General features: G+C 69.8%; 16 protein-coding genes. 6 read left to right on the top strand and 10 right to left on the bottom strand.

Annotated elements, in window-relative coordinates; translation table 11 throughout:
- Positions 1-6 precede the first annotated feature (6 nt).
- From ADBZ6I_RS03965 to fakA, 3 genes are read right to left on the bottom strand one after another with little or no spacing between them, the layout of a single operon-like run.
- Positions 7-711, bottom strand: coding sequence for a GmrSD restriction endonuclease domain-containing protein (locus tag ADBZ6I_RS03965; RefSeq protein ID WP_526381079.1), 705 nt, complete (start codon positions 709-711; stop codon positions 7-9).
- Complete coding sequence (gene recG, locus ADBZ6I_RS03960) at positions 708-2939, bottom strand: ATP-dependent DNA helicase RecG (RefSeq protein ID WP_526381077.1); 2232 nt, start codon at positions 2937-2939, stop codon at positions 708-710. Before recG ends, ADBZ6I_RS03965 begins: the two co-directional genes overlap by 4 nt.
- 3 nt (positions 2940-2942) lie before the next feature.
- Positions 2943-4586: a fatty acid kinase ATP-binding subunit FakA gene (gene fakA / locus ADBZ6I_RS03955; protein WP_526381075.1), complete on the bottom strand. Its 1644-nt coding sequence runs from the start codon at positions 4584-4586 to the stop codon at positions 2943-2945.
- 214 nt (positions 4587-4800) lie between these two features.
- Between fakA and rpmB the strand changes: the two genes are divergently transcribed.
- A complete protein-coding gene (gene rpmB, locus ADBZ6I_RS03950) occupies positions 4801-4995 on the top strand; it encodes a 50S ribosomal protein L28 (RefSeq protein WP_313674964.1) in 195 nt (64 codons plus the stop codon).
- Positions 4996-5011: 16 nt separating this feature from the next.
- Here the strand turns inward: rpmB and ADBZ6I_RS03945 are convergent, their stop codons facing one another.
- The gene (locus ADBZ6I_RS03945) at positions 5012-5695 is read right to left on the bottom strand and encodes a uracil-DNA glycosylase (RefSeq protein WP_526381073.1); all 684 of its coding nucleotides are present in this window, start codon (positions 5693-5695) and stop codon (positions 5012-5014) included.
- A gap of 5 nt (positions 5696-5700) precedes the next feature.
- Positions 5701-6513: a hypothetical protein gene (locus ADBZ6I_RS03940; RefSeq protein ID WP_526381071.1), complete on the bottom strand. Its 813-nt coding sequence runs from the start codon at positions 6511-6513 to the stop codon at positions 5701-5703.
- A gap of 611 nt (positions 6514-7124) precedes the next feature.
- On the opposite strand from ADBZ6I_RS03940, the gene ADBZ6I_RS03935 reads away from it, so the two are divergent.
- Positions 7125-8606, top strand: coding sequence for a PE family protein (locus ADBZ6I_RS03935; protein ID WP_526381069.1), 1482 nt, complete (start codon positions 7125-7127; stop codon positions 8604-8606).
- 28 nt (positions 8607-8634) lie between these two features.
- Here ADBZ6I_RS03935 and ADBZ6I_RS03930 read toward each other — a convergent pair whose 3' ends face one another.
- A complete protein-coding gene (locus ADBZ6I_RS03930; RefSeq protein WP_526381067.1) occupies positions 8635-9603 on the bottom strand; it encodes a thiamine-phosphate kinase in 969 nt (322 codons plus the stop codon).
- Positions 9604-9705: 102 nt separating this feature from the next.
- On the opposite strand from ADBZ6I_RS03930, the gene ADBZ6I_RS03925 reads away from it, so the two are divergent.
- On the top strand, positions 9706-10203 hold the full coding sequence (locus ADBZ6I_RS03925; RefSeq protein ID WP_526381111.1) for a DUF3515 family protein: 498 nt from the start codon (positions 9706-9708) through the stop codon (positions 10201-10203).
- On the opposite strand, the gene ADBZ6I_RS03920 is transcribed toward ADBZ6I_RS03925, so the two are convergent.
- The 3 genes from ADBZ6I_RS03920 to ADBZ6I_RS03910 all read right to left on the bottom strand — a co-directional run bounded on the left by ADBZ6I_RS03920 (position 10204) and on the right by ADBZ6I_RS03910 (position 13468).
- Complete coding sequence (locus ADBZ6I_RS03920; protein WP_526381065.1) at positions 10204-11265, bottom strand: D-alanine--D-alanine ligase family protein; 1062 nt, start codon at positions 11263-11265, stop codon at positions 10204-10206.
- Positions 11266-11277: 12 nt separating this feature from the next.
- Complete coding sequence (locus ADBZ6I_RS03915; RefSeq protein WP_526381063.1) at positions 11278-12390, bottom strand: cystathionine gamma-lyase; 1113 nt, start codon at positions 12388-12390, stop codon at positions 11278-11280.
- A gap of 67 nt (positions 12391-12457) precedes the next feature.
- On the bottom strand, positions 12458-13468 hold the full coding sequence (locus ADBZ6I_RS03910; protein WP_526381061.1) for an NAD(P)H-dependent glycerol-3-phosphate dehydrogenase: 1011 nt from the start codon (positions 13466-13468) through the stop codon (positions 12458-12460).
- A gap of 38 nt (positions 13469-13506) precedes the next feature.
- Between ADBZ6I_RS03910 and cofC the strand changes: the two genes are divergently transcribed.
- The 3 genes from cofC (at position 13507) to mutT1 (ending at position 17310) form a co-directional block, all read left to right on the top strand.
- Entirely contained in the window at positions 13507-14133 is a 627-nt protein-coding gene (gene cofC / locus ADBZ6I_RS03905) for a 2-phospho-L-lactate guanylyltransferase (protein WP_526381059.1), read from the top strand.
- A 71-nt stretch (positions 14134-14204) separates the two neighbouring features.
- The gene (locus tag ADBZ6I_RS03900; RefSeq protein ID WP_526381109.1) at positions 14205-16376 is read left to right on the top strand and encodes an RNA degradosome polyphosphate kinase; all 2172 of its coding nucleotides are present in this window, start codon (positions 14205-14207) and stop codon (positions 16374-16376) included.
- 1 nt (position 16377) lies between these two features.
- Positions 16378-17310, top strand: coding sequence for an 8-oxo-(d)GTP phosphatase MutT1 (mutT1, locus tag ADBZ6I_RS03895; RefSeq protein WP_526381057.1), 933 nt, complete (start codon positions 16378-16380; stop codon positions 17308-17310).
- Positions 17311-17390: 80 nt separating this feature from the next.
- On the opposite strand, the gene ADBZ6I_RS03890 is transcribed toward mutT1, so the two are convergent.
- On the bottom strand, positions 17391-17595 hold a 205-nt coding region (locus ADBZ6I_RS03890; RefSeq protein ID WP_526381055.1), incomplete at its 5' end, for a hypothetical protein.

Below are 17595 nucleotides of genomic sequence, written 5' to 3'. Positions count from 1 at the left end.
CGGCGGTCAGCTGCTCGGGCAGCTGGCCGCCGCGTTCGTCAATTCCCGGGCCGAGGTCTCGTCCACCGCAAGCCGGTAACCGCGCGCCACCTCCGCGAACTGCAGTGCGTACTGGCACCAGAACCCGGCATTGGGCGGCATCCACTCCCCCGGTGGCAGATCGCCCTTGTCCTGGTTGGCCTTGCCCGCGACCGCCAGCAGATTGGCCGGGTCGTTGGCGAAGCGCTTGCGCAGCGCATCGCTCCAGTCCCGCGCACCCATATCCCAGGCGAATGCCAGCGGCACGATGTGGTCGATCTGCACCGACGCACCGACCTGGTTGCCGCGCACAAAGGACACGGTGGCGTTCGTGTAGGGGTCGCGCAGAGTCCCGCTGGCGACGGCCTGGGGGCAGCGGCTGGTGTGGACGAAGGTCTTCTCCACCAGGTCGCGAGTGAGAATGTCATCGCGAGTGTCGCAGCCGTTCCCTCCGCCGGGGGCCCCGTTCTCGTCATCCCACGAATCGCCGAAAGCCGTCCTGCGGTAATCGTTTGAACGGATGCGCCGAGGGACGACGGTGAGCCCGGCGAGCACGTCGACTCCCGGCTGCAGGACCGGCGCCTGAGCGGCCGCGGCGTCTCCGGACCGCGCAGCCGCGGCCAGCGTCTGGGCGGCGACGAGCACGGCGATCAGCGCCGCCGCCGCCAGCCAGAGCAGTGTGCCGCGCTTCATGCCTTGTGCAGGTAGTCGATGCGGTCGGTACCGGTGAACTGGCCCGCGAGAACCGCCATCCCGGAGTTGTCTGGATCTGCTGCGTACACCGATTCGCAGAGCTCCCGGGCCTCGACGATCAGGTCGAGATGCTCGGCCAGCGACAGGAACCGCAGCCGGGTCGGACGTCCGGATTGGTTGTCACCCAGGACATCCCCCTCACGGCGCTCCTGCAGATCCAGATCGGCCAGCGCGAAGCCGTCCAGCGTGGCCGCCACCGCCTCCAGCCGCTCACCGGCCCGGGAATGGCGGGGCAGCCGGGTAGCCAGCAGGCACAGGCTGGGGTGGGCGCCGCGGCCGATGCGCCCGCGCAGCTGGTGCAGCTGGCTAATACCGAACCGGTCGGCGTCCATCACGGCCATGACGGTGGCGTTGGGCACGTCGACACCCACCTCGATGACGGTGGTGCAGACCAGTACATCGATCTCACCGGCCCGGAACGCGGCCATCACGGCGTCCTTCTCGTCCGCCGACAACCGGCCATGCATCAGCCCCAGTCGCAACCCGGCGAGCGGGCCGGTGCGCAACTGCTCGAAGAGGGCGACGACGGTGATCGGCGGCGGCCCGTTCTGCTCGGTGGCCGGCTTGTCGCTCTCGTCGATGCGGGATGCCACAACGTAGGCCTGACGCCCGTTCCCCACTTCCTCGGTGATGCGCTGCCAGGCGCGCGCCAGCCACTGCGGCCTCTCGCTGACGAAGATGGTGTTGGTGGTGATGGGCTGACGTCCGCGCGGAAGCTCGCGCAACGTCGAGGTCTCCAGGTCGCCGAACACCGTCAACGCCACCGTCCGTGGAATCGGGGTGGCGGTCATCACCAGCAGATGCGGCGTCAAACCCGCAGGAGCCTTGGCGCGCAGCCGATCTCGCTGCTCGACTCCGAACCGGTGCTGCTCGTCGACCACCACCAGACCCAGCCGGTGAAACTCGACCGCCTCCTGCAACAGCGCGTGGGTGCCGATCACGATGCCGGCCGAACCGGAGGCGACCTCGTCGCGCACCTGACGTTTCTGGGCCGCCGACATCGAACCGGTCAGCAGGGTGACGCCGGTGGCACGCTCGTCGCCGCCGAGTTGACCGGCCATAGCCAGCGGGCCAAGAACGTCGCGGATCGAGCGGGCATGTTGGGCCGCAAGGACTTCGGTGGGTGCCAGCAGCGCGCACTGGTAGCCGGCGTCGACCATCTGCAGCATCGCCAGCACCGAGACGATCGTCTTGCCGGAGCCGACCTCGCCCTGCAGCAGCCGGTGCATCGGCGTGGTGGCGGCCAGGTCGGCGGCGATGACCTCGAGCACTTCCTGCTGACCGGCGGTCAGCTGGAAGGGCAGCCGCGCTTTCAGGGCGGCGGCCAGACCGTCGGCGACCAGTGGGGCGGCCGGACCGGAGCCGGGCAGGTCGCCGTGCCGGCGCTGCGCCAGTGCCCATTGCAGACCCACGGCCTCGTCGAAGGTCAGGCGCTGCCGGGCCCGCTCCCGCTCGACCTCGTTCTCAGCCAGATGGATGGCCCGCAGCGCGTTGTCCTCACTGACCAGATCACGTTGGTGCACAACCTGTTCCGGCAACGGCTCGGGTATCGGATCCAGCACGTCGAGCACCTGGCGCACACAGGCGTAGATATCCCAGCTCTGCAGTTTCGCGCTGGCCTGGTAGATCGGGAAGAAGTCGCGTTCGAAGGCCGACATGTCGACACCCCCGGCCTGGTCCTCGGCGGCGTCGGCAATGGTCTTCAGCGACTTGGATCCGAACCGCTTGCCGTCCAGCACCAGGAAATCCGGGTGGGTCAACTGCATGGTGCCCTTGAAGAAACCGACCTCCCCGGACAGCATCAGCCTGGTTCCCGGAACCAGCCCCGACTTGAGGAATCGGGCGTTGAAGAACGTCGCGGTGACTTTGGGCCGCCGGTTTTTCAATGTGATCACCAGGTATTCGCGCCGCGGCTGCCGGTTGGTCCAGCGCACGTCGGCTTTCTCGATCTCGCCGACGACGGTGATGTGCTCACCCTCCTGCGGTGGCTCTTCGTCCTCCCCGCGGCCCTCCCCGCGCACCGTCATCCCGTGGCTGTACTTGCGGGGATAGTGCCGCAGCAGATCGTCGACGGTCTGGATGCCGAAAACCTCGTCTAGCGCCTGGGCGGCCTTGGCGCCCAGGACGGAGTCAAGCCGCTCGGCCAGCGACACTCGGGACGATTTCACGGATTACTCGACCCCGATCAGCAGGAGGTCGCCGCGGTGACCGGTTCGGTAGCTGGTGAACTCGGTTCCCGGGTGCCGTCGATGCACGTGGGCGGCGAGCCTGTCGGTCACCGCGTCGGCGGAACGGCCGACGCCCTGCCCGATCAGCACGGTGACCAGTTCGCCGCCGGATCCCAGCAGCAGGTCGATCAGCCGGGCGGCGGCGGCGACCGGATCGGGGTCGACAACCACGACTTCGTCGCCGGAGATGCCGAGGCCGTCGCCGGGGAGGCAGGCCCCGGCCCACGTCAGCGCCTGCTCGGTGGCGATCCGCACCGACCCGTGCCGGGCCCCAGCGGCGGCCCGGGCCATGGTGTAGCCGTCGTCGACCGCCTGGCGGGTCTGGTCGTGGACGGCCAGCGCGGCCAGGCCCTGGACCATCGATCCGCACGGCAGCGGGACGACGTCGATTCCCCACCCGATGGCGGCGGTGCAGCCGGCCACCAGATCCTCGGCAGCGACGTACCCGTTGGGCAGCACCATCACCTGGGCGGCGCCGGTGTCCACCAGCGCCCGCAGCAACTCCTCCGCGCTGACCCCGTTGTCCGGGTCCACCAACTCGGCGTCCGGGCGCTGCACGCAGGCCCCCTCGTCGCGGAAAAGCTGTTCGGCGCCGTCCCCGTCGACCAGGGCCAGCACCGCGCGCTGCCGGCTCCAACCGCCCGGGGCCACCCGCCCGGTGTCCAGGGCGGAGATCCGGATCCGGCTGACCGCCCCGACGGCCAGGCCGGCCTCGACCGCGGCGCCGGCGTCGTCGGTGTGGACGTGCACGGAGTGCCGGTCCTCGGCGGCGGCGGCCAGAGCCACCGAGTCGCCGAGGGCGTCCAGCGCGGTACGCAGGTCTTTGAGGCCGTTGTCGTTACATCCTCCGACCAGGTACATGACCTCGAACTGCGGCGTCGGCGCCTCGGTGACCTCGTGGCGGGCGGCGGGCGCGGCCGGCAGATAGGCGCGACGGACCGGCGCGTGGCCGGTGATGGTCATGGTCAGGGCGTCGAGCAGCACCAGCAGTCCGCGACCGCCGGCGTCGACCACCCCGGCTTCGGCGAGGACGGCCAACTGTTCGGGAGTGCGTTCCAGCGCCTCGGCCGCGGCCTCGGCGGCGGCGACCAGTGCCTGCGCCAGCGCCGGCCGATCCCCGAGGAGCGTCTCGATCGCGGCAGCGGCGGCCTGCAGCACCGACACCACGGTGCCGGGCACCGCCTCACCGCCCATCGCGGAGATCACCAGCACCAGGGCGTGTCGCAGCGCCGCGCCCAGCAGGGCGGCGTCGAGGTCGGCGATGTCGCGGTCCCGCGCCGCCTCGGCGGCCACCTCCGACACCGCGCGCAGGATCTGCGACACGATCACCCCGGAGTTGCCCCGTGCCCCGTTGAGGGCTCCGCGCGACAGCGCGGCGGCCACGGCGGCGACATCGCCGGACCGGGCAAGCGGGTCGGCCTCGGCGAGTGCGGCACGCAGGGTGAACAGCATGTTCGTGCCGGTGTCGGCGTCAGCGACGGGGAAGACATTCAGCCCGTTGATCTCGTCGGTGTGCCTGATCAGGTTCCCGACGCAGGTGTGCGCCCAGTCCCGCAGGGCGGACGCGTCCAGCCGCCGGTCAGGCATCCACACCTCCGATCCCGTCGTCGGCGTCAGCCTAATCAGATCGGCCGGCGCGCCGTGTCCTCTACACACGGCGGTGACGCATGAGCGACCCATTTTGGTGTTCGTTCGCCGCGCCGGTATTCTGCTTCCAACCGGGTGAACCGCGTGGGCGTCGCGCGCTGTTCAGCGCGAAAACCGCCCGAGACCCACTGTTAAGACTTGAGGAGTTTGTGACATGGCTGCCGTCTGCGACATCTGCGGAAAAGGCCCCGGCTTCGGCAAGTCGGTGTCCCACTCGCACCGCCGGACCAACCGCCGGTGGAACCCGAACATCCAGACCGTGCACGCCGCGAGCCGCCCGGGCGGCAATAAGCAGCGCGTGAACGTCTGCACCTCGTGCCTCAAGGCTGGGAAGATCGTCCGGGGCTGAGAAAGCTCTGATGCCCTCAGGCCAGGCGCCAGTCGACCGGATCAGCGCCGCGCCCGGTCAGTAGTTCATTAGCGCGGCTGAACGGCCGCGACCCGAAGAATCCCCGACTCGCCGACAGCGGTGAGGGGTGCGCCGACTCGATCACCGAGCAGTGGCCGCCGCGCAGCATCGGTGTGAGCGTTCCGGCGTCGCGGCCCCACAGGATCGCGACCATCGGCTGATCGCGGGCGACCAGCGCTCGGATGGCGCACTCGGTGACCGCCTCCCAGCCCTTTCCCCGGTGTGATGCCGGGCTGCCCGGCCGGACGGTGAGCACCCTGTTGAGCAGCATCACCCCGCGCTGCGCCCACGCCGTCAAGTCGCCGTTCGCCGGTTGCGGGTAGCCCAGGTCGGCGCTGTATTCGGTGAAGATGTTGGCCAGGCTGCGCGGCAGCGGCCGCACCTCCGGGGCCACCGAGAAGCTCAGACCGACCGCGTGACCGGGCGTCGGGTACGGGTCCTGGCCCACGATCAGGACGCGGACGGCGCCGAACGGATAGGTGAACGCGCGCAACACATTCGGTCCGGCCGGAAGATACCGCTGTCCGTTCGCGATCTCGGCGCGCAGGTAATCGCCCATCCGGGTGATTTGATCATCCACCGGTGCCAGGGCCGCAGCCCAGCCGGGATCGACGAGTTCCGCCAGAGGGCGCGAGGTCACGGTTTTCAGTCGGCCCGTAGTGCGGTGATCGCGAACCGTTCGATCCGGGCGTAGTGCCCTCCGGTGGACACCACGACGGTGACTGCGCCGGGCTTGGTTGCCGCTATCGACAGGGTGGCCGACCACGGCGCCCGCTGTCCGCCGGCGGGCACGCAGCAGAACTCCCCCACCATCGACGATGCCTGCCGGGCCTGGATGTGCAGACTCTCGTCGACCCCGCTGATGGTGCCGCCCACCTCGATCACCGGCTGCACCGGGCTTCCGTACGCGGGCCGATCGAGGGTCAGATCGGTGTCTTCGGTGCCGACGACTTCCCACGGAGCATCGGCCGCCGGACCCAACCGGGCTAGGTGCAGATTCGCCACCGTCATGGAGTTGCCCCTGGGGTCGGCCCGGCCGACACCGACCCAAGCCTCCCGCGGTTGCTCGGTGACCGCGATGGTGCGGTCGAGGTCGGTGAAGCCGAGGAACTCCCGGGTGAACGTCAACGCCGTCGCCCGCGGATCGGCATGCCAGAGCGAATCCCCGGTGCGCCTGCCCTCGGCGAGCCACCGATCGGCCTCCGCGCGTTCGGCGAAAGGCCACAGCGGTTGATACGGGAAGACGTAACCATCGGCATCCGGCGCGGTATCGGCAGTGGTCACGGTGCTCGACGGGCGGGTCGACGCGGTCGAGGCGGACTGGGTGGTCGAGGCGGCCTGGGAGGTCGAGGTAGCAGGGTCGGTGGTGGCCGCCGGCGCCGGCTGCGGCGAACCCGAGCGCGCACAACCAGCCAGAACCAGTGCCGTCACTCCGACCACCGCCAACCCGCGCCGCATACGGCGAATCCTAATATTGGCCGGCGCCGGCGAGCCGACCAGTGCAACCAGCCCCGACGGGTTTGGGGACTGCCGACCGGAAACATCCCCAGGTATGTTCGCTGAAACCTCCTCCACGCGCTTGAGCGCTCGATAGAGAAGTTGACGACATGAAGGCTGGACAGACATTTTTCGCCGTCGCGGCGGTCGTTGGCGGGACGATCGCCGCGATGCCCCCGGCAAGTGCCGATACCGCTGACTCGGCCGGCGCGGCCAGCTCCCGGAACTCTGGTACCCACGACACCGGGGCCCATTCCGGGGCCAACCCCGGTACCCGCAGCGCACCGCGAAACAGGCCCGATGCCGGACCGCGGCGGGGTCAGGGCGCCGAGAACGGCAGCGATGTCACAGAAGCCCCGGACGGCCTCACTACTGGGCGGTCGGCCGCCAGTCGGGAACGCCGTGACGACGCAGCGGCATCACCGGAAGCTCTTACCGATCCGGTGGTCACAGCGGTCCCCGGCCCCGCGGCATCAACGCCGACGGCACCGTGGACCAATCCGGCGCCAACGCCCACCCGACCCCAGTCGGCTGCCACGGCAGATCCGATTGGCGATTTCGTCAGGGTCTTCGTGGGCAACGGCACCGCGGACAATCCCGACGCCGGCCTGCTCACCGGCGACGGCTACAGCTACACCGGCTACGAGGGTGCGTGCGTCAACGGTGCCTGCAACGGCGGTCGGGGCGGCGCGCTCTTCGGTTCGGGCGGTAGCGGTTTCAGCGGCGGCAAGGGCGGCTCGGCGGGATTGATCGGTAGCGGCGGCAACGGAGGCGCGGGTGCGGCCGGGATCAACGCGGGCGCCGGCGGAGCCGGCGGAGGCGGCGGCCTGTTCTGGGGCAACGGCGGCAACGGCGGCGACGGTGCCGCGCAGTCGGGTGTCGGCGGCGCCGGTGGCGCCGGCGGCAACGCCGGCCTGTTCTCGCTGCAGGGCAACGCCGGCTTCGGTGGCAAAGGTGGCGCAGGCACCGCAGGGGGCGGAGCCGGCGGCGACGGCGGCCGCGGCCCGATGCTGAGGGGCAATCCCGGCGACGGCGGCAACGGCGGCTCGGCCAGCGCTGACGGGGCCGTCGGGGGCGCCGGCGGGAAGGGCGGCAGCCCAGGGTTTCTCAACATCTTCGCCGACGGCGGCATCCTCGACCTCATCGGCGGCGCCGGAAACGGCGGCAACGGCGGCGAGGCCGGGGGCATAGCAGGGATCGGCGGCCCAGGTGGCGCGGGCGGCGACTCCGCGCTGTTCCTGTTCTTCGGGCTCGGCGGCTGGGGCGGCGACGGCGGCAGAGCCACCGGCGCCGATGGCGTCGGCGGACAGGGCGGTCGCGGCGGTGATGCCGGGATCATGTCTGTCATGTCCTTCGGCGGAATCGGCGGTAATGGCGGACATGCCACCGGTGTCGGCGGTGTCGGCGGCGACGGCGGCGCCGGGGGCAACGCCGGCTGGCTCGCTCTGACCGCCGAAGGCGGCTTCGGAGGCTGGGGTGGGGTAGGCGACGCCGGCGGCGGTGACGGCGGGCCCGGCGGCCGGACTGCGGCTTTCATCGGCAGCGGTGGAATCGGCGGCAGCGGAGGCAAAGTGACCGGCCCGGTCGGTGACGGCGGCGAGGGCGGCAACGGGGCGGCCGGCGGATGGTTCTCGCTGTCCGGCGGTGGCGGCGACGGCGGCGTCGGTGGCCTGGGCGGCACGCTGGCGGGCAGCGGCGGCCGGGGCGGAAATGGCGGCGACGCCGGCTTTTTGGCCGTGATCGGCGCTGGCGGCAACGCCGGGCGCGGCGCGAACGGCGGCACCGCCGGCGGCGCCGGAGGCACGGGCGGCACAGCCGCACTGTTGTTCGGCAACGGCGGCAACGGCGGCAACGGCGGTCGTGCGCTGCTGACCGGCCCCGGCGGGGGCGGCGGCAACGGCGGTCAGGGCGGCATCGCCTTCGGCCGCGGCGGCGACGGCGGCAACGGGGGCAACGGTTTCCCCGGCGGGACCGGCGGACAGGCCGGTCCAGGTAGGTATCTGTTCGTCATCCCCAATGACGGCACCACCGGAGCCGACGGCGCCAGCGGCTGACAGCTTCAGTCGCCCGCCAGCTCCTGCTTCAGTCGTACGACTGCCATCCCGCTGTGCCGGCCCAACGCTTTCCGTCGAGCAGGACCTCGGGCGGCCCGGCACGCACGGCGCCGATAACCCGCCAGCCGTGCGGCGGATAGTCCGGGAAGCACGCCACCAGAGCGTGGTCCTCTCCGCCGCCGAGCACCAGCGACCACGGGTCCACCCCCGCTGCCTGCGCCGCCGCAGTCACCACCTCGACGTCCTCCCGCAGCACCGCACCGAGCAGGTCGATCACTACCCCGGATGCCGTCGCGACATGTCCCAGGTCGGCGAGCAGGCCGTCGGAAACGTCGGTCATCGCCTGCGCCCCGGCTTCGGCGGCCGCGCGGCCCTGCCCGTACGGCGGCCGGGGCACCCGGTGCCGCTCACGCAGATCGTCGAATCCACCGATCCCGTTGTTCAGCAACACCAATCCGGCGGCCGACCGGCCCAATTCGCCGGCTAGGGCCACTACCGAGCCGGGCCGGGCGCCACTGCGCAGCACGGGTGCCCGGCCGCCGAGGTCGCCGAGTGCGGTCACTGAGACCACCCACTGCGGGCTGGCCACCAGATCACCGCCCACGATGCCCGCCCCGAACCGCCCGGCCTCGGCCCACATGCCGTCGGCGAGTTCGGCGACCCGGGCGGCCGGGGTGTCGCGCGGCGCCCCGAATGCGACCACCAGGCCGCTGACCGCCGCACCCATCGACTCGATGTCGGCGGCGTTCTGCGCCACGGCTTTGCGGCCGACCTCGTACGGCGACGACCAGTCCAACCGGAAGTGTCTGCCCTCGACGAGCATGTCGGTGCTGACCGCCACGCGTCCGTCCGGCGCGTCGATGACGGCGGCATCGTCACCCGGACCGACGCTCACCCCGGCCGACTGAGGTCGCCCTCGGACCAGGCCGTCGATCACCGCGAACTCACCGACCTCACGCAAGGTAGGTTCGGCGCGACGTTGAGCCGAGTCCGACACGATCACCTCTTTCCCCCGCGGTACGTTGAGCCGTCAGTGTAGGTGCGACAGACTGAGGCGGGTGACGTGCAGCAGGACCCCGACGGCCCGCCCCGGGGCCTGATGATCGCCGCGCTGGTGCTGGCTGTGCTGGCCGTCGGCGCGGTGCTGGCGGTGGCGGCCACCCAGCGCACCCCGCAAGCTCCGGTGGTGATCGCCGCCGTGCCTGCGCCGGCGGCCGAATCGCCGGAGTGCCGGTCCCTGACGGCGGCACTGCCCGATCGGCTCGGCGATCTGCAGCGGGCACCCACCGCCGAACCCACCCCGGCCGCCACCGCGGCATGGCGCTCCGAATCCGGCGGCGAACCGGTCATCCTGCGGTGCGGGCTGGACCGGCCGGCGGAGTTCGTCGTCGGCGCACCGATTCAGCTGGTGAACCAGGTGCAGTGGTTCCGCCTGGAGGACACCGACTCTGACCGCAGCACCTGGTTGTGCGTCGACCGGCCGGTCTACCTGGCGTTGACGTTGCCCGGCGGGTCCGGGCCGGCTCCGATCCAGACGATGTCCGACGTCGTCGAACAGACCATGCCGGCCGTCCCGATCAGGCCGGGCCGGCCCTGATCAGCGCAGGCCGGTTCCCCGGGCCAGCGCGGTCTCGACCATGGTTCCGACCAGGGTCTCGTAGTCCACGCCGCTGGCACCCCACATCCGCGGATACATCGAGATGGTGGTGAAGCCCGGCATGGTGTTGATCTCGTTGACCACCGGGCCGTCCTCGGTCAGGAAGAAGTCCACCCGGGCCAGCCCTTGGCAGTCCAGCGCGGCGAAGGTCCGAATCGCCAACTCTTGCAACAGCTTCGCGGAGTCGTCGTCGACTTTGGCCGGGACGTCGAGTTCGGCGGCGTCGTCGATGTACTTGGTCTCGAAGTCGTAGAAGCCGTCCTCGCGGCCCGCCACGCCGGCCACCCGGATCTCACCGATAGTGCTGGCTTTGACGGTGCCGTCCGGGAATTCCAGGACGCCGCACTCCACTTCGCGCCCGTTGATGGCCGCCTCGATGATCACCTTGGGGTCGTGGCGCCGCGCTTCGGCGATTGCCTCGGGCAGCCCGGCCGGTTCGGTGACCCGGCTGACACCGATGGACGATCCACCGCGCGCCGGTTTGACGAACATCGGGAACCCAAGGCGGGCAATGTCATCAGCGGCTGGACTGTCCTGGCGCGGACGCAGCACCAGGTAGTCGCCGATGGGAAGTCCTTCGGCGGCCATCAGCTTTTTGGCGAACTCCTTGTCCATGCCGGCGGCGCTGGCCAGCACACCGGCACCGACGTAGGGCAGGCCGGCCATTTCCAGCAGGCCCTGAATGGTGCCGTCCTCGCCGTACGGTCCGTGCAGAATCGGGAACACGACGTCCACGTCGGCCAGGATCTCCCCGACATCCGCCAGCGCGGATTCGGCGGTACCGGTCACCTCCGGTAGCTTCCCGTTGGCGATGGCCAGCTGGTCGGGGTCGGCGTCGGCGCGCAGCCAGGAGCCGTCCCGGGCGATGCCGACCGGAACCACGTCGAATCGCTCCGGATCGAGATGGCGCAGGATGCTGCCGGCGGACACGCAGGAGATCGCATGCTCGGAGCTGCGGCCGCCATAGACGACGGCAACGCGGATCCGGGAACGGTCGGTCACAAGCTAGAGAGGCTACAGCCCCGCCGCATCCAGGGCGGCGAGCACGTCGCTGACCAGGTCATCGGTATCTTCGATGCCCGCCGAGATCCGGGCGAACCCGTCCGGTACCGCGTCGCCGTGCCGCGCCCTGCGGTCCACCGAGGTGTGAATGCCGCCGAAACTGGTCGCCGCCACCAGCAGATCGCTGGACAGGACCAGAGCATGGACGGCGTCGGCGTTTTCCAGTTCGACAGACAGCAAGCCGCCGAATCGACGCATCTGGGCCACCGCGACCGGATGCGACGGGTCCTCCGGCAGGCCCGGGTAGCGCACCGAGCGCACCCGCCGGTGACCGCGCAGCGCGGCGGCCAGCGCCAGAGCGTTCTGGCACTGCCGGTCGAAGCGCAGCCCGAAGCTGCCGATACTGCGCAGCAGCAACCAGGTTTCCAGCGTGCCCAGGATGGGGCCGGCCAGCAGACGTTCCCGCTCGACGGCCGCCATCAGATCCGGTTGGCTGCCGGCGACGTAGCCGGCCAGCAGATCGCTGTGCCCGGCGATCGACTTGGTGGCGCTGGCTACCACCAGATCGGCCCCCAGCGACAGCGGCTGCTGACCCAGCGGGGTGGCGGTGGTGTTGTCGACCACCAGCCGGGCGCCGCGCCGGTGGCAGATCATCGCCAGCCGGTGCAGGTCCACGACGTCGAGGGCAGGATTCGTCGGCGTCTCGGCCAGCACCACGTCGGCGTCGGCCGCAGCATCGCAGAGTTCCGCGGCCTTTACCTCCCGCACCGTGATGCCCAGGGGAACAAGACTTTCCGCCGCATAGCGCCGAACCTGGTAGTAGCCGTCAGCGGGTACCACCAGCACCTGGCCCGGCCGGGCCAGCACCCGCAGCGCGGCGGTGACCGCCGCCATCCCGGAACCGAAGCACAGCGCCGCGGCGGCCTCCTCCAACTGAGCCAGCGCCGATTCGAGGTGGGTCCAGGTTGGGTTGGAATGGCGGCCGTAGAAGTGCGGCTCGCTGCCTTCGTCGGCCGACAGGTGAAAGGCCGACGCCGGCACCGGGATATGCGCCACCGGCTCGCCGGCGATCGCCTCGGAATCAGCCGCCTTGACCGATCGGGTGGAGTCGCCGTATCCGCTCATCGGTGCCTTCTGCTCTTCGCGCAAGCGCTCATCGGTGCCTTCTGCTCTTCGCGCAAGCGCTCATCGGCTACTCCGGTTTCGTGCTGCGACCCAGCAGCAGGACGACGGCTTCGTCCACCGAGAGCCCCTTGTGGCACACCCGGTACACCGCATCCGTCAGGGGCATCTCGACGTCGTAGCTGGACGCCAACGACAGGATCGAGGCGCAGGAGGTGACACCCTCGGCGACGTGGCCGTGGGTGGCGAGTTGGGCTTCCGCCAGGGTTTCCCCGCGGCCGAGACGTTGGCCGAAGGTCCGGTTGCGCGAATGCGTCGACGTACACGTGGCCACCAGGTCGCCCACCCCGGCCAGGCCTGCCAGCGTGGCGGTCGTGGCGCCCAGCGCGATGCCCAGCCGCATGATCTCGGCCAGCCCGCGGGTGATGATGGCCGCGGCGGTGTTCTCCCCCAGCCCGACGCCGGCGGCCATCCCGCAGGCCAGCGCGATGACGTTCTTGCACGCCCCGCCGATCTCGGTGCCCACCACGTCGGAGTTGGTGTAGGGCCGCAGATAGCCGGTATTCAGCGCGCGCTGCAGCGCGACCGCCCGACCGGAGTCCGAACAGGCCACCACGGTCGCCGCCGGCTGTTCGTCGGCGATCTCGTCAGCCAGGTTGGGCCCGGACACCACAGCGACCTGGCCGGCGTCGACACCGGTGACGGCGACGATGACCTGGCTCATCCGCATGAGGGTGCCCAGTTCGATGCCTTTGGCCAGGCTGACCAAGGTAGCGCCGTCGGCGATGTGTCCGCGCCAGCCCTCCAGGTTGGCCCGCAGGCTCTGCGATGGGACCCCGAGCAGCACGGTGGTGACCCCGTCGAGCGCCTCGGCGGGGTCGGTGGTGGCCCGGATCGTCGTGGGCAAGACGATCGACGACAGATACCGGCTGTTGGTGTGGTCGGCGTTGACCTCATCGGCGACTTCCGGGCTGCGGGCCCACAACCTGACGTCGTTACCCGCGTCGGCCAGCACCTTGGCCACGGCGGTGCCCCATGCGCCGGCCCCCATCACCGCCGCGGTTCCCAGCGAGCCGCTCATGATCACCTGTCAACATAATCACGTCAGGCGCTGGCAGGATGACCGCCATGGGCGTCGCGCTGATCATCGCGGTCAAACGCCTCGATTCCGCCAAGAGCCGGCTTTCGGCGCTGTTCGACGTCGAAGTCCGTCAGCGGGTCGTGCTGGCCATGCTGATGGACACCATCGCCGCCGCCCGAGCGGCGCCCGGGGTCGAGTCGATCACGGTGGTGACGGCCGACGAGATCGCGGCTGCGGCGGCCCGCGTACTGGGGGCCGGCGTCGTCGCCGATCCGACGCCGCCCGGTCACGGCGACCCACTGAACAACGCCCTGCTGACCGCCTGCCGCGCCCTGTCGCCGGCAAACCCGAATATCGTTGTGCTCCAAGGTGATCTCCCGGCGCTGCGGTCCAGCGAACTCGGCGCCGCGCTGGAGGCCGGCGCACAGTTCGGTCGTTGCTTCGTGGCGGATCGGCAAGGCACCGGCACCTCGGCACTGTTTGCGTTCGGGGTTCCGCTGGATCCGCTGTTCGGGGCCCATTCGGCCCGCCGGCACCGCGACTCGGGCGCCGTCGAACTCCGCGGAGACTGGCCGGGTCTGCGGTGCGACATCGACACCCCCGCGGACCTGGACGAGGCGCGCCGGCTCGGCGTGGGTCCGGCCACCGCCGCCGCCGTCGGCTGACCAGCGGTTAACAGCCGGTGACCCCGGGGTAGCTGTTTCCCGATTCGGCCGCAGCGGACCACGGCGGCCCTCTGATGAGTAATGATGGCCCCATGACCGAGGCGGAAACCGAATCCCCCACATCGGAACAAGGCCGGCATAACCGCGACACCGCTACCGCCGCGCCGCCCGCCGCGATGCCCGCGCCGGTGGACCACCCGCTGCCGGAGGATCGCTACCTCAACCGGGAACTGAGCTGGCTGGACTTCAACAACCGGGTGCTGACCCTGGCCGCCGACACCTCACTGCCCCTGCTGGAACGGGCGAAGTTCCTGGCGATCTTCGCGTCCAATCTCGACGAGTTCTACATGGTCCGGGTTGCCGGCCTGAAGCGCCGTGACGAGATGCAACTGTCGGTGCGCTCCGCCGACGGACTCTCCCCCCGCGAGCAATTGCGCGTGATCGGCGAACGCACCCAGCAACTGGCGATCAAGCATGCCCAGGTGTTCCTCGGATCGGTGCAACCGGCCTTGGCCGAACACGGCATCCACATCGTCAGCTGGGCGGATCTCACCGATGCCGAGCGCAGCGAGTTGTCGGCCTACTTCTCCGAGCAGGTGTTCCCGGTCCTGACGCCGCTGGCCGTGGATCCCGCACACCCGTTCCCGTTCGTCAGCGGCCTGAGCCTGAACCTGGCGGTCGCGGTGCGCCCGCCCGGCGACGGCGCGGAACGCTTCGCCCGGGTGAAGGTGCCCGACAACGTCGACCGGTTCGTCCGGCTCAAGAACACCGATCCTGAGAACAACACCGCGCGGTTCCTGCCGATGGAGGACTTCATCGCGGCGTTCCTGCCCGTGCTCTTCCCCGGCATGGAGATCGTCGAGCAGCACGCCTTCCGGATCACCCGCAATGCCGACATGGACGTCGAGGACCGCGACGAGGATTTGCTGCAGGCGCTGGAGCGGGAATTGGCGCGACGTCGATTCGGGCCGCCGGTACGCCTTGAAGTCTCCGACGACATGTCCGAGCACATGCTGGAGTTGCTGCTGCGAGAACTCGACGTCCACCCCGGCGACGTGGTGCAGGTGCCAGGTCTGCTGGACCTGTCCGCGCTGTGGCAGATCTACGCCGTGGACCGCGCGGCCCTTAAGGACCGGCCCTTCGTGCCCGCGACCCACCCCGCGTTCGCCGAGACCGGCAAGAGCATTTTCGCCACGCTGCGCGATGGCGACATCCTGGTGCACCATCCCTACGAGTCGTTCTCGACCAGTGTTCAGCGATTCATCGAACAGGCAGCCGCCGATCCGGATGTGTTGGCCATCAAGCAGACCCTGTACCGCACCTCCGGCGACTCCCCGATCGTCAACGCACTGATCGAGGCCGCCGACGCGGGCAAGCAAGTGGTGGCGCTGGTCGAACTGAAAGCGCGGTTCGATGAGCAGGCGAATATCAAGTGGGCGCGCGCACTCGAAGACGCGGGCGTCCACGTGGTGTACGGCCTGGTCGGTTTGAAAACGCACTGCAAGACCTGTCTGGTGGTGCGCCGGGAGGGCTCGACCATCCGCCGCTACTGCCATATCGGTACCGGCAACTACAACCCGAAAACCGCCCGGCTGTATGAGGATGTCGGCCTGTTGACCGCGTCGCCGGAGATCGGCGCGGACCTCACCGACCTGTTCAATTCGTTGACCGGCTATTCGCGAAAGCTGAGCTACCGCAATCTGCTGGTCGCTCCGCACGGGATACGCGCCGGGATCCTCGAGCGGATGGAGCAGGAGATCGCGGCGCATCAGCGCACCGGCAACGGGCGGATCCGGATGAAGGCCAACGCGATCGTCGACGAGGAGATCATCGACGGGCTCTACCGGGCGTCGCAGGCCGGGGTCGTCGTCGATGTGGTGGTGCGTGGGATCTGCGCGCTGAAACCCGGCGTGGAGGGATTCTCGGAGAACATCGCCGTGCGCTCGATTCTCGGCCAGTTCCTGGAACATTCACGGGTGATGCACTTCCGTGCGATCGACGAGTTCTGGATCGGCAGCGCGGACATGATGCACCGAAATCTGGACCGCCGGGTGGAGGTGATGGCTCAGGTCAGGGACCGCCGCCTCACCGACTACCTCGACGAGGTGTTCGATTCCGCCATGCACCCGGGGACTCGGTGCTGGGAACTTGGTTCGGACGGAAGTTGGACTGCTGCACCACAGGACGATCGCGAAGTACGCGACCATCAGGTGTGGCTGATGGAGAAGCATCGGCAGGGTTGATATGGGGGCATCCAAGAAGACACTGGTTGAAGCGATCTCGGTGCTCGCGGCGGGTGCGGTGTTGTGGCGGCCGGGCGAGTCCGGCGAACCGCTGATCGCCGTGATCCACCGGCAACGCTATGACGACTGGTCCCTACCGAAGGGCAAGATCGACCCCGGTGAGACCGATCCGGTCGCCGCGGTACGCGAGATTCTCGAGGAGACGGGGCAGCGCGCACAGCTGGGTCGTCACCTGTGCCGGGTCACCTACCCGATCCCGGTCGGCACCAAGATCGTCCACTACTGGGCGGCCCGGGCCTGCGGCGGTGAGTTCGAACCGAGCAAAGAGGTGGACAAGCTGCTGTGGCTGCCCGCCAAGGAAGCCATCAAACGGCTCTCCTACCCCTATGACCGAAAGGTGGCCAACCGCTTCACCAGGAAGCCGGCCGCTACCCGGACGGTCCTGATCGTCCGGCACGCCACCGCCGGCCGCAAAGCGCGCTACCACGGCGACGACCGCAAGCGGCCACTGGACCGTAAGGGCAGGGCACAGGCGAAATGGCTGGTGCCCCAACTGCTGGCGTTCGGGGCGTCGACCCTCTACGCCGCCGACCGCAGCCGGTGCGTCCAGACCATCGAGCCACTGGCGCGCGAGCTCGACGTGCCGATCGCCGTGGAGCCGACGCTGACCGAGGAGGCCTACGCGGCCGATCCCGAAGCGGCTCAGAAGCGCATCCTCGAGATCGCCGCGGAGGCCGACGGCGTACCCACTGTCTGTTCCCAGGGCAGGGTGATCCCCTACCTGATTCAGTGGTGGTGCGAGCGCGACGGCGTGAAGCCGGACAAGTCACGCAACCGAAAAGGCAGCACCTGGGTGCTCTCGCTGGTCGACGGTCAGCTCATCGCCGCCGACCATCTGCCGAGTCCGTTCGCCAAGACACCGAGCGACTACTGACCCCGACCTACTGACCCGGTAACGAATACGCCGCGGACCCCTAAGGGCCCGCGGCGTATTCGCTTCAGTACGGATTCGGCTTAGCGCCGGCCCCGCTTGACCGGAGCGGCCTTCTTGGCCGGAGCCTTCTTGACGACAGCCTTCTTGACAGCCGGAACCTTCTTGGCGACGACCTTCTTGGCCGGAGCCTTCTTGACGACGACCTTCTTGGCCGGAGCCTTCTTGACGACGACCTTCTTGGCCGGAGCCTTCTTGACGACGACCTTCTTGGCCGGAGCCTTCTTG

Source organism: Mycobacterium sp., assembly GCF_044342925.1.
GTDB lineage: Bacteria > Actinomycetota > Actinomycetes > Mycobacteriales > Mycobacteriaceae > Mycobacterium.
This window is presented reverse-complemented; position numbering and strand designations above follow the sequence as displayed.